12 protein-coding genes are annotated in these 12,243 nt (G+C 66.5%); 6 read left to right on the top strand and 6 right to left on the bottom strand.

All coding sequences use genetic code 11. From position 1 onward, the window contains the following. Nucleotides 1-189: 189 nt before the first annotated feature. Together AU198_RS15275 and AU198_RS15270 are read left to right on the top strand one after the other, a co-directional pair. Entirely contained in the window at nucleotides 190-1,758 is a 1,569-nt protein-coding gene (locus AU198_RS15275) for a serine hydrolase domain-containing protein (RefSeq protein ID WP_064349003.1), read from the top strand. An 11-nt stretch (nucleotides 1,759-1,769) separates the two neighbouring features. Continuing rightward, nucleotides 1,770-2,495, top strand: coding sequence for a YwaF family protein (locus tag AU198_RS15270; protein ID WP_064348994.1), 726 nt, complete (start codon nucleotides 1,770-1,772; stop codon nucleotides 2,493-2,495). Between the two features lie 24 nt (nucleotides 2,496-2,519). Here AU198_RS15270 and AU198_RS15265 read toward each other — a convergent pair whose 3' ends face one another. Further along, complete coding sequence (locus AU198_RS15265) at nucleotides 2,520-2,810, bottom strand: hypothetical protein (RefSeq protein ID WP_064348993.1); 291 nt, start codon at nucleotides 2,808-2,810, stop codon at nucleotides 2,520-2,522. 119 nt (nucleotides 2,811-2,929) lie between these two features. Then, nucleotides 2,930-3,694: an SDR family NAD(P)-dependent oxidoreductase gene (locus tag AU198_RS15260; RefSeq protein ID WP_064348992.1), complete on the bottom strand. Its 765-nt coding sequence runs from the start codon at nucleotides 3,692-3,694 to the stop codon at nucleotides 2,930-2,932. 165 nt (nucleotides 3,695-3,859) lie between these two features. Here AU198_RS15260 and AU198_RS15255 point away from each other — a divergent pair, with 165 nt between their 5' ends. Both AU198_RS15255 and AU198_RS15250 read left to right on the top strand, forming a co-directional pair. After that, entirely contained in the window at nucleotides 3,860-5,089 is a 1,230-nt protein-coding gene (locus tag AU198_RS15255) for a TerC family protein (RefSeq protein WP_064348991.1), read from the top strand. 322 nt (nucleotides 5,090-5,411) lie between these two features. After that, nucleotides 5,412-6,263 (top strand): SDR family oxidoreductase, encoded by an 852-nt coding sequence (locus AU198_RS15250; protein ID WP_064349002.1) that lies wholly within the window; start codon nucleotides 5,412-5,414, stop codon nucleotides 6,261-6,263. Nucleotides 6,264-6,275: 12 nt separating this feature from the next. Here AU198_RS15250 and AU198_RS15245 read toward each other — a convergent pair whose 3' ends face one another. The 4 genes from AU198_RS15245 to AU198_RS15230 form a co-directional block, all read right to left on the bottom strand. Beyond that, nucleotides 6,276-7,121 carry a mycofactocin-coupled SDR family oxidoreductase gene (locus AU198_RS15245; RefSeq protein ID WP_064348990.1) on the bottom strand — a complete coding sequence of 282 codons (846 nt, stop codon included), beginning with the start codon at nucleotides 7,119-7,121 and terminating at the stop codon, nucleotides 6,276-6,278. 50 nt (nucleotides 7,122-7,171) lie between these two features. Then, nucleotides 7,172-7,387 carry a three-helix bundle dimerization domain-containing protein gene (locus AU198_RS15240; protein WP_064348989.1) on the bottom strand — a complete coding sequence of 72 codons (216 nt, stop codon included), beginning with the start codon at nucleotides 7,385-7,387 and terminating at the stop codon, nucleotides 7,172-7,174. Nucleotides 7,388-7,448: 61 nt separating this feature from the next. Next, nucleotides 7,449-8,309: an alpha/beta fold hydrolase gene (locus tag AU198_RS15235; protein ID WP_197416121.1), complete on the bottom strand. Its 861-nt coding sequence runs from the start codon at nucleotides 8,307-8,309 to the stop codon at nucleotides 7,449-7,451. A gap of 2 nt (nucleotides 8,310-8,311) precedes the next feature. Further along, nucleotides 8,312-8,884, bottom strand: coding sequence for a TetR/AcrR family transcriptional regulator (locus AU198_RS15230; protein ID WP_064348987.1), 573 nt, complete (start codon nucleotides 8,882-8,884; stop codon nucleotides 8,312-8,314). A gap of 121 nt (nucleotides 8,885-9,005) precedes the next feature. On the opposite strand from AU198_RS15230, the gene AU198_RS15225 reads away from it, so the two are divergent. Beyond that, entirely contained in the window at nucleotides 9,006-10,013 is a 1,008-nt protein-coding gene (locus tag AU198_RS15225) for an NAD-dependent epimerase/dehydratase family protein (RefSeq protein ID WP_064348986.1), read from the top strand. Beyond that, a complete protein-coding gene (locus AU198_RS15220) occupies nucleotides 10,010-12,229 on the top strand; it encodes an acyl-CoA dehydrogenase family protein (protein WP_064348985.1) in 2,220 nt (739 codons plus the stop codon). The genes AU198_RS15225 and AU198_RS15220 overlap by 4 nt, the downstream gene beginning before the upstream one ends. The last annotated feature ends 14 nt before the right edge of the window (nucleotides 12,230-12,243 follow it).

Below are 12,243 nucleotides of genomic sequence, written 5' to 3'. Positions count from 1 at the left end.
CGGGGAGTCCTGCACGGCGCGATGCTAACAACATTGACGACGCGCGGGTGCCGGTCAGTTGATTCCTCTGGGCCTGATTCCTCTGTGCCTGATTCCTCTGGGCCGAAACACCCCGGCCCTATGCTGATGACCGAAACGCAGCTGTACCCGGCGGCGTCGCACCCACATCTTCGACCGGACGGGGTGGCCATGCCCGCAGACCGACCCGCCACGCACGGCAAGCGGGCCTTGTCGAGGTGCCTTGCCATCGCCACGGTCGTACTCGCGCTGACCGCGGCCTCGGCGTGCGGCGGTGCGGTCGACGAACCGCCGGCGGAGTCCGAGGTGCGGGCGACGCCGCAGCCGTCGACCGCAACCCAGACGCCCACGGTTCCGGCGCCGGGCCTGCCGGCGGTTGACGAGTTGATCAACGCCGCGATCGCCGCACACGAATTGCCCGGCGCGGTGGTCGCGGTCGGACACCGTGGCAAGCTCGTCGTTCACCATGCGTACGGCTCGCGCAAACTGGCGGGTGAACCCGGCCCCGACGGGACCCCGGCACCTGCCGAGCCGATGACCGAGGACACGATCTTCGACCTCGCGTCGTTGACCAAGAGCCTCGCCACGGCGACCGCCGTCATGCAGCTTTACGAACAGGACAAGGTCGGACTCGACGAACCACTGCAGAACTATCTGCCTGCCTTCAACAGTGCGCGCGATCCGCAGCGGTCACAGGTGACGCTGCGCATGTTGCTCACCCACACTTCCGGTATCGCGGGCGATATCGACCTGCGGGACCCGTGGGGTCTGGCAACCCCCGACAGCGAGGAAGGGATCCGTCGCGCGCTTGCCACGCCGCTGCAATTCGAGCCGGGCCAAGTGTTTCGTTACTCCGACATCAACTTCATTTTGCTGGGAGCGCTGATCGAAGAGATCACCGGCAAGCCCGAGGACGTCTACGTCGAGCAGAACGTGTTCACGCCCCTGGGCATGGCGGACACCCGCTACCTGCCCGCGGCCAAGGCATGCGGCCGGCACACGATCAGAGGAGCCGCGATCGCCTGGGCGTCCACGTGGGAGCCACACGCGCCGGCCACCTGTCCCGAAGATGGCTGGAACACAGACATTTTGCCCCGAGTCGCCCCGACAGCCCTCGACGAGGAAGGCAGAGCCCAGCCGGGCAGCAATCCTGACCTCGACTTCCCGCTGCGAGGCACGGTCCATGATCCGACAGCACGCCGCATGGGCGGCGTGGCCGGGCACGCCGGGGTGTTCTCGACCGCGCGTGACATCAGCATCTTCGCCCAAGCCCTGCTGGACCGACTGGCCGGCCGCCCCAGCACATTCCCGTTGGCGCAGGAGACCCTGCGGCTGATGACCACGCCCCAGCAGCCGGGGCACTCACCAGGTCAGGTCCAGGCGGCCAACGATGCCGTCCGAGAGGCCATCGCCGTGACGCCGAACTCGAATCCGCTGCTGGCCCCGAACTATCCGGTGATCGATGGTCAAAACCTGCGCGGGTTCGGTTGGGACATCGACACCGGCCACTCCAGGCCGCGCGGACTGCTCTTTCCCGTCGGCAGCTTCGGGCACACCGGTTTCACCGGGACCTCGATGTGGATAGATCCGGCTTCTGAGACGTATGTGATCCTGCTGACGAACGTCATACACATTCGCGGCAGCAGACCACTGTCGAACCTACAAGGAGAACTCGCCACGGTGACCGCCCGAACACTGGACCTCTACACCGACATGCAGCCGGCCCCGAAACCTCGCTGAACGAGCACGAGATGACCGAGTTGTACTACGCACAAAGACAATTCGAGGCGTACGGGCCGTCGCACTTGGTGGTGCTGGCCATCTTCGCGGTCGGGGCGGCACTGCTGATCTGGTGGGGGCGCCGGCAGACCGAGGCCCAGGCCCGGGTGTTCTCGCGCGTGTTCGCATTGCTGATCGTCGCCGCGTTCGTGGTGGCACTGGTCTACAAGGTGATCCGGCCCGACATTCAGACGTCCGTGCCGATCCAGCTGTGTGACATCGCCGAGCTCACGGCTGCCTATGCGTTGTGGTCGCAACGGCATTGGGCGTTCGCGCTGACGTACTACTGGTGTCTGCTCCTGAGCTCGCAGGCGCTGCTGACGCCCGATGTGGGAACACCTCGAGACGGTGCGCCGGACTTTCCGCATCATCTGTTTCTCACGTTCTTCGTGCTTCACGTTTTCGCGGTCTGGGCGGCCATCTATCTCACCTGGGGACGCGGGATGCGTCCGCGGTGGCGCAGTTACCGCTTCACCGTCGTCATAACCCTGATATGGGCGGCGGCGACCTACACCTTCAACGCGATCGTCGGCACGAACTACGGCTATCTGAACAGGAAGCCACCGACCGCGTCGTTGTTGGACGTGTTCGGACCGTGGCCGATGTATGTGGCCGTCGAAGTCGCGATCATCGTTGCCGCCTGGGCCCTCATGACGTGGCCATGGGAGCGGAAACGGCGAAACGTCAGGGTTGTTTGACTCGAACCGCCGGTGCTGCCCGGTCTAGCGTCCTATCGAGAGCCGGCGGCGGCGGGGCGGTCGCGAAGCAAGGCCAAGCCGGGCCAACGACTGGATCCCTCCGCGTCGCAGGACCACTCGGGTTCGGGCGGCAGCGCTGTGCCGCCCGACGACCGTCGCGCCGGCCAGGAATCCACAGAAGGCGCCGAGCACAAAGATGCGCCGCGTATGTCGCTTGTTCCGTCGCATGGCGGTCGATGCGACGAATCCGCCCATCGCGCTCAGGATCGCGACCACCACCAGCAGACCCACCCAATACGGCATGAGCGAACCCATAGGCACCCTTCCGGCCCGTCATCCGCGAGCGCCGGGATCCATGGAATCACCGTGACGGCGGCGCCGTCGGTCCCGTACGCGTTTCGTGACCGAAGCGAACGCGAAGCGTTGCAGGACGCCTACGTGATCGTCACGCCGCCATCGACCACGATGGTCTGACCGGTGACATAACCTCCCGCTTCGGACGCGAGCCAGACGACCGCGGCCGACAACTCGTGCGGCTCACCCAAGCGGTTGAACACGACGCGGCCGGCCAGGGTGCGGTCCAGATACCCGGGCTTGTACTCGTCGGTCATCTCGGACTTGAAGAATCCCGGCGCCAGGGCGTTGACGCGGATCCCCTTGCGCCCGCCCCACTGTTGGGCGAGGTCGCGGGTGAGGCCGACGATCGCGGCCTTGCTGGCGCTGTAGGCGGCCTGGGGCAGCGCCGCGGTGGTCAAACCCAACACGCTGGAGATGTTGATGATCGAACTGCCCGGCTGCATCACCCGACCACACGCTTGGGCGGTCCAGTACGAGCCGTTGAGGTTGACGTCGACGACCTTGCGGAACTCCTCGGGTGTTTCCCGAGTGGCGGGCACGGCGGTGCCGACTCCCGCGTTGTTCACCAGCACGTCGACGCGGCCGAACTCCTGCATCGCCGCGTCGACGAGCGCCGTGCACTGATCGGGGTCTGCGACGTCGGTTCGGACGTTGAGGGCACGCCTGCCGGCGGTCCTGACGAGTTCTGCTGTGGCCTCCAGCTTTTCGACACGTCGGGCAGCCAGCACCACGTCCGCACCGGCTTGCGCGACCGCCTCGGCGAACGACACTCCAAGCCCGGACGATGCGCCGGTGATGACGACGACCTTGTCGTCGAGTCTGAAGCGGTCCAGAATCGTCATCTCCGACGTTCTCCTGTCTATCGTGGTAGCTGTGCTCGACCAACCGTAATGCGTGGGGTTCGGGGCATCGGCCGGGCGGGGTGCCGACCCGGTCGAGGGTTCGAACCGGCCATTGCGGGCACCATTAGGGGGCAGTCGGTTCCGGTGAGGGATAGCGAGTAACGCATGGTGGTTCCCGGATGGGTGTGGGCGCTGACGGTCGTGGCCATCGTCGGGCTCCTGGCTTTCGACTTCTTCTTCCACGTACGGAAGGCCCACGTCCCGACCCTCAAAGAGGCGGCGATCTGGTCGGCGGCCTACGTGGGGATCGCGGTGCTGTTCGGGGTCGGCGTCCTGGTCTTCGGGGGCGTTGACCCTGGTGGCGAGTATTTCGCGGGGTATATCACCGAGAAGGCGCTGTCGGTCGACAACCTTTTCGTCTTCTTGATCATCATCAGCAGCTTCCGCGTACCTCGCGAGGACCAGCAGAAGGTGCTGCTGTTCGGCATCGTGTTCTCGTTGATCGCGCGTACCGGCTTCATCTTCCTCGGCGCAGCGCTGATCAACACGTTCGCCTGGGTCTTCTACGTGTTCGGATTGATCCTTCTGCTCACCGCGGGAAACATGCTGACACCCGACAGCAGCGACTCTGAAACCGCCGACAACTTCGTCATCCGGCTGGCGAGGAAGGTCTTTCACACCACCGACCACTACGACGGCGACAAGCTGTTCACGAAAGTGGACGGTAAGCGCGCCATGACGCCGATGCTGCTGGTGATGGTCGCCATCGGCGGCACCGACATCCTGTTCGCCCTGGACTCGATCCCGGCGATCTTCGGTCTGACCCAGAACGTCTACATCGTCTTCACCGCGACAGCGTTCTCGCTACTGGGCCTTCGGCAGCTGTACTTCCTGATCGACGGCCTGCTCGACCGGCTGATCTACCTTTCGTACGGTCTGGCGGTGATCCTGGCGTTCATCGGTGTGAAGCTGATTCTGCATGCGCTGCACGAGAACAACGTGCCGTTCATCAACGACGGAGAACCCGTCAACGTCGTGGAGGTCGGCACCGGCGTGTCGCTCTCGGTCATCATCGGAGTCCTCGTCGTCACCGTCGTCGCATCGCTGTTCAGCAAGAAGGGGTCGGCCCAGACCGCGATCGCCAACGCTCGCCGGCACGCTCGGGCCTATCTCGACTCCGAGTACACCAAGAGCGCCGAGGAACGCGAACGGATCTTCAAGTCGCTTCTTCGTGAACGCGATCAAATCCTCGCGCTCGGACCCAAGTACCGGCAGTTGGTTCGCGACGAAGATGCCCTCATCGAACTGCTCGATCGCGCAGCTGCCAAGCACGACGAGGCAGTCGAGCGGGGCGAGGCCGAACCGTTCACCCGGAAGGGGCTCACCGCGCGATAAGCGCGCGTGCACCGTCGCAAACGCGTGCCAGTTCAGCCCACGACGAGGATCGCCGACAGCAAGACAAAGATCGACATCCCGGTCGCGATGCCCACCCAAATCGCCGAGCTGATTCGGTCCGTAGACGCATACGGGTCATGGCTCATGGCACATCGGTGCCCAACGGGAGCCGGTGCAAACGTCGCCTTCGAGGATCGGAAAATATGCAGCCTCGGAAAAGCTCAGGAGGTGACCGCGCCGACGGGAGGATCCTGCTCACCGTTACGCTGCCCGTCGACGTTGGGTGAAACGAGAAAACGGGCGACGGCAGGGGATGGTCGAGATGGGCGTGTACGTGGTCACCGGGGCCGCCTCCGGCATGGGGCAGCAAGCCGCCACCAAGCTGAGGGCACAAGGGCACACCGTCATCGCCGTCGACGTCAAAGAAGGCGACATCGTGGCCGACCTGTCGACCGCCGAAGGACGACAGGCCGCCGCTGATCAGGTGCTGGCCCGGTCGGACCGACTCGACGGTGCCGTGTTGGCCGCTGGAATCGGGCCGACGCCCGGCAAGGACAGCGCCCGGCGGATATTCGAGGTCAACTATCGCGGCGTGGTCGACCTGCTGCCGGCATGGCGCCCTGCGTTGGCAGCCACTGACCGAGCCAAAGTTGTGGTGATCGGCAGCAATTCGACGACCACCACCCCGGCGGTGCCGCGACGCACAGTCCGCGCGCTCCTGGCCGGCGACACCGACAAGGCGGTGCGCTCCCTGAAGCTGTTCGGGCCCGCCGCGCCGTCGCTGGGGTATGCGGCCTCCAAAATCGCGGTCTCCCATTGGGTCCGGCGTACCGCAGTGAGCAGGCAGTGGGCCGGCGAGGGCATCCGGCTCAACGCCCTGGCGCCCGGTGCCATCATGACGCCGCTGCTGGAGAAGCAGCTCGCCACACCGCGCGAGGCCAAGGCGGTCAACGCTTTCCCGGTGCCCATCGGCGGTTTCGGAGACCCCGCTCAGCTGGCCGACTGGATGCTCTTCATGCTGTCGGACTCCGCCGATTTCCTCTGCGGCAGCATCATTTTCGTTGACGGTGGATCCGACGCCTACTTCCGCGCGCGAGACTGGCCGAAGTCTGTGCCGGCCCGGCGGTTGCCGTCCTATCTGTGGCGGTTCGGAAGGTTCGGTGCCACCAGGTAGTTCCCGCGTAGATCAGAACTTGGCTACGGCGCCGGCATCGACGGGCAACGCCGCTCCGGTGATGTACTGCGATTCGTCGGAGGCGAGGAACAACACGGCGTTGCTCACGGCGCGGGCCTCGATCACGGGTTTCGGCAGCAGATGGAAGTGTCCGATGACCTGCATGGCGTCCTCCATCGTCGGATCGGCGAGGTCGGGCCGGACCGTGCGACGGAAGTGATCGTTGTCGATCATCGGGGTCAGGATGTTGCCGGGGTGGATCGAGTTGACCCTGATCCATTGTGGCGCAAGTTCATTGGCCAGGGAGTTCATCAACCCGACGACAGCGTGCTTGGCTGAGGCGTAGTGGGCCATGTAGCCGCCACCACGAAGTCCCAACATCGAGCTGACCAGGACGATCGAACCGCCGCCGTTGGTCAGGTGCGGCAGTGCGGCTTTCACGGTGTGCCAGACGCCGGTCACGTTGATGTCGAGCATCGTCTGCCAGGCGGCTTCCCGGATCATCGCGGCCGGCGCCGGTTCGGCGCTGATGCCGGCGTTGGCGACGACGATGTCGAGCGGCCCCAGTTCAGCGACCCCACGCTCGAGAGCGGTCCGAAGGCTCGCGAGGTCCCGCACATCAGCCTTGGCGGTCACGATACGGCGGCCCGACTTCTCGACCAGGGTCGCCGTGTCGGCGAGGTCCGCCTCCGTGGGACCCGGGTATCCGGCGGCGTCGATGTCATCGCACACGTCGACGGCGACGATGTCGGCCCCCTCCTCGGCGAGTCGAACCGCGTGTTCGCGTCCCTGACCGCGTGCAGCGCCCGTGATGAACGCGACCTTGCCGGCAACCCGGCCTACCCTGTTCTCTGGCATTGCGGCCTTTCGCGTACGGAAGTGTGGCGGTCAGGGGGTAACCGCGGGAATCAGACCCGGGTGGTGGGGCGCTCGATCCGTTCGAGCTCGGCACGCGCCTTCCGCTCGACGAACAGCGGGATGAAGTCGCGGATCGGGCGGCCCTCGAAGCGGGCGTGGTGTTCGCGGACTAGGCCCGTCACCGCATCCGCCGGGACGCTTGGGTAGGAGACCGAAAGGCGGTCGGCGATCTGATCCAGGACCTGCTGTTCACTCAACTCGATCACCCGCGAAGCTTGCTCTTAGAAGGGCTAACCGGTCAAGGTGCGACCGGATGAAATCTCGACCCTAACTGTGCCGAATGACGAATTTCGCCACGGCCTCGGCGAAGGCGTCGTTGCGATCTCCGGCCACCATGTGTCCGGCGCCGCCGACATCGACGAATTCGACGTCGGGGAACCGGCCGAGGAAGTCGCGGGCGCATTCTTCGGTCACGAGGTCACTCATCTGCCCCCGCACCAGCAGCATCGGGATACCGTTGCGCAGAATCGTGTCGACCGCTGCGTGCATCCGGTCCACCTCGGTCACTTCGATCGGCGGCAGCGCGGCGGTGCCGTCGATGAACTTCGGGTCCCAGTGCCAGTACCAGCGACCGTCGCGCTGGCGCAGGTTCGTCTTTAAGCCGTTGAGGTCGGCCGGCCTCGACCGGTGGGGGTTGTACTGCTGGATCATGTCGGCGACCTCGTCGAGCGATGCGAAGCCCGACGTCATCTTCTCGGCCATGAAATCGTGAATACGCGACGCGCCGGACGGGTTCATGTCCGGCACGATGTCGACGAGCACGATCGCGCGCACCGCGCCGGGCGCGAGTTCCCCGGCAAGGAGCATCGCGGTGATACCACCAAGAGAGGCGCCGACGATGACGGGCTTGTCGGGAAGTTCCCGGAGCACTTCGAGCACGTCCGCGGCGAACGTGGTGACTCGGTAGTCGCCGTCGGCCGACCAGTCGGACTCGCCGTGACCGCGGAAGTCGACGGTGACGGCCTGCCATCCGCGTTCGGCAACCGCGGCCGCGGCCCCGCCCCATGACCGACGGGTCTGGCCGCCCCCGTGCAAGAACACCACCGCCGGTGCGGTCGGATCGCCGATCCGGTCTGCGACGATCGTCACGCCGCCGTCGCCGGACACGCGAAACACTTTGGGAGACATTGTCATCGGCATGCCCCGGCGATGACGGTCCGGGTGATCGCCTCGGCGCGGCTCCGGCGAAACGAGCGTCCTTCGGTGAGGATCGCGTAGACGATTCCGCCGACGATGGCGTCGGCCGCCGCTTGCGACATGGCGTCGTCTATTCCGTCGGCCGACAACCGCGCTCTCACGCCCTCGTGCAGTGGGGCGCTGAAGCCGGCCTGCATGCGCGCCTTGACGTCCTCATGCTCGATTCCCGCAACGGTGAGGATGCGCAACATCGCGTTGCCGCGCTCGCCCGTGAGCGTCGCCGCGAGGCTGGCCGACCATCGGCTCAAGTCCGCCAGGAGGTCATCGGTGTGCCCGACGGGCCGCAGGATCTTGTCGGCATCTTCGAGCAGCACATCGGCGACGAGGGCCGGGCGGCTCGGCCACCACCGGTAGATCGTCTGCTTGCCGACACCGGCGCGCGCCGCGACCGCTTCGATGCTCAGCCCGTCGAACCCGCGCTGCAGCAGCAGTTCCTTGGTGGCCGACATGATCGCCGTTCGGGACCGCTCGCTGCGGCGGCGGGGCGCTCTGGCCTCGGTGACCATCGGTTGACTCCGCATCTGACGGGGGTCGGCTTTACAGATGGTGACAGCACTGCATAATCTTTGGCAAGACGAGACGTTGCGTCTCGTCAGAGTGGAGAGGGACGCGATTGGCCGGCCACCGGTGACGCCCAAGCAACTCGTCATCGGCGCCAGCGGCTTCCTGGGTTCGCATGTCACCAAGCAGTTGGCCGCCCGCGGCGATGACGTGCGGGTGCTGATTCGCCCCACCAGTTCCACCCGCGGCATCGACGGTCTGCCCGTCGACATCCGGCGCGGCGACATCTTCGACGCCGACGGCGTGCGCTCCGCGATGCGGGGGTGCGATGTCGTGTACTACTGCGTCGTCGACGCCCGTCCGTGGCTGCTCGACCCCGCGCCGATGTGGCGCACCAACGTCGAGGGGCTGCGGGCCGTGCTCGACGTCGCCGTCGACGCGGGACTGCACCGCTTCGTGTTCACCAGTTCGGTCGCCACCATCGGCCGCTCCAGCGACGGCCCCGCCGACGAGACCACCGCCCACAACTGGCTCGACATCGGCGGCGACTACGTCCGCAGTCGGGTCCAGGCCGAGCAGATGGTGCTGCGCTACAGCGCCGAGAAGGGCCTTCCCGCCGTCGCGATGTGCGTCTCGAACACCTACGGGCCGGGGGATTGGCTGCCGACCCCGCACGGGGGGCTGCTGTCGGCGGCCGTACGGGGCAAGCTGCCGTTCTACATCGACGGTTTCGAGAGCGAGACCGTCGGCATCGAGGACGCCGCGCGAGCCATGGTCCTTGCGGGTGAGCGCGGCCGGGTCGGCGAGCGCTACATCGTCTCCGAGCGGTGGATGAGCGCGCGGGAGATCTTCGAAGTCGGTTGTGCGGCAGTAGGAGTCGCTCCGCCACGGCGCGGCGTCCCGATTGCGTTGATGGCCGCCGCCAGCTATCCGAGCAGCTGGATCGCCCGGATCCGCGGTCGTGACACCAAGTTGACACCGCTGAACATCCGGCTGATGAACATCATGTCTGAAATGGACCACTCGAAGGCGGTACGCGAGCTGGGCTGGGAGCCCTCGCCGACACCGGACGCGATCGCAGCGGCCGCGCAGTTCTTCCGAGCCTCACGGCGGTCCAGCAGGGAGTCCGCATGAGCCTGGCGCTGAGCCCTGAGCAACGCGAACTCAGCGAAGCGGTGGCACAGTTCGTCGCGCGGCGCGCCCCGGTGTCGAACACCCGCGAGTCCTTCGACCTGCTTGCGCAGGGCCATCTGCCGTCATGGTGGGAGGAGTTCGTCGCCAACGGCTTTCACGCCGTGCACCTGCCCGAGCGATACGGCGGCCAGGGTGGCGGCCTGCTCGACGCAGCCTGTGTGCTCGAGGCGGCGGGCAGGACATCGCTTCCCGGGCCGCTGCTGCCGACCGTGGCCACCGGCGCGGTCGCGCTGCTGGCCGAACCGACCCCGGCGGCCGAAGCGGTCCTGACCCGCCTCGCCGAGGGTGCGGCGGCCGCGGTGGCGTTGCCCGGCGACTCGGCGTTCACTGCTCGCGACGACGGGCAGTGGTGGGTGATCGACGGCGATTCGGATCTGCTCGCGGGAATCTGCACGGCGACAACCGCTTTGGTCTGCGCCGTCACTGAGGGCGGGGATCGGATCTGGTTTGTCGTCGATACGACTCACCACTCTGCGGCAGTCGAATCCGTGCGTGGCACCGACCTGCTGACCGACCTCGGCAGGTTGCGTCTGGCCGACTATCCGGTCGAGAAGACCGACGTTCTCGACGGTATCGACGCCGAACGGGCCGAGTACCTCACCACCGCGCTGACGGCGAGCATGGCCGCCGGTATCACGCAGTGGTGTGTGGAAGCCGCCACCGCCCATCTTCGCACACGCGAACAGTTCGGCAAGCTCATCGGCACGTTCCAAGCGTTACAGCACAGCGCCGCAATGCTTCTGGTCAACAGCGAGTTGGCAGGAGCGGCGACCTGGGATGCGGTGCGCGCGGCTTCCGAACCGATCGACCAACACGCGATGGCCGCGGCCGGTGCCGCGCTGATGGCCGTCGCGCCGTGCCCGGAGCTCGCCCTGGACACGCTGACGATGTTCGGCGCCATCGGCTTCACCTGGGAGCACGACCTGCACCTCTACTGGCGGCGGGCCACCAGCCTGTCCGCGGCGATCGGCGACACGAATCGCTGGGCCAAACGGCTGGGGGGACTGACCGCCGCTGGCGAACGCGACTTCTCGGTCGACCTCGGTGACGCGGAAGCCGGGTTCCGGGCCCGGATCGCCGAGACCCTCGACAAGGCCGCGGCGCTGCGCAACGACGGCCAGGGTCGTCAGGGCGACTACGAACACTTCGCCACGGGTGCCCAGCGAAGCGCCATCGCCGATGCGGGGTTGATCGCACCACATTGGCCGCCGCCCTGGGGGATCGACGCCAGCCCGCTGCAACAACTGATCATCGACGAGGAGTTCGGCAAGCGACCCGCCGTGGTACGGCCGTCGCTGGGGATCGCCGAATGGATACTGCCCTCGCTGATCAAAGCCGGCTCGGAAGAGCTGCAGCACAAACTCATCCCGTCCACCCAGCGTGGTGAGCTGGCATGGTGCCAGTTGTTCAGCGAGCCGGGCGCGGGCTCCGATCTCGCCGCGTTGGCCACGCGCGCGACCAAGGTCGACGGCGGATGGCGCATCCACGGACACAAGATCTGGACCTCGTCGGCGCACCGGGCCGACTATGGGGCGCTACTGGCCCGGACCGATCCGGCCGCCCCCAAACACCGTGGGATCGGTTACTTCATCATCGACATGCGCTCACCCGGAATCGAGATTCAGCCGATCAAGCAGGCCAGCGGGGAAGAGGAGTTCAACGAGGTCTTCCTCGACGACGTCTTCGTGCCCGACGAGATGCTGCTCGGTGAACCGACCGGAGGATGGGCCCTGGCGATCGCCACGATGGCGGAGGAGCGTTCGGCCATCAGCGGTTACGTGCAGTACGACAGGGCCGCGCCATTGCGTCGAATCGCCGCGGCGCCCGAGGGCGCATGCGATGACGCGCTGCGCGAACTCGGCGAACTCGATGCCTACGCCAACGCGATCAAGGCGCTCGGCGTGCGCGAGACCATCCGGTTGCTCGACGGGCAGGCCTCGGGCGCGGCCTCCAGCATCGCCAAGGTGGCGATGAACGTGCTTCTGCGACGCACATTCCCGGCGACGCTCGGCTCGGCGGGTCGATCGGCGATGGCCGCTGATTCCGACGTCGTCGTGCCGTATCTGCGAGTGCCCGCCGAGCTGATCGGTGGCGGCACCAAGGAGATTCAGCTCAACATCATCGCCCAGATGATCCTCGGGCTTCCGCGCAAGTAATCAACCGGGAAGGA

Origin of the sequence: Mycobacterium sp. GA-1199 (assembly GCF_001500045.1) — a bacterium.
GTDB lineage: Bacteria > Actinomycetota > Actinomycetes > Mycobacteriales > Mycobacteriaceae > Mycobacterium.
Note: the sequence above shows the minus strand (reverse complement) of the source record. Positions and strands in the feature narration are given on the sequence as shown.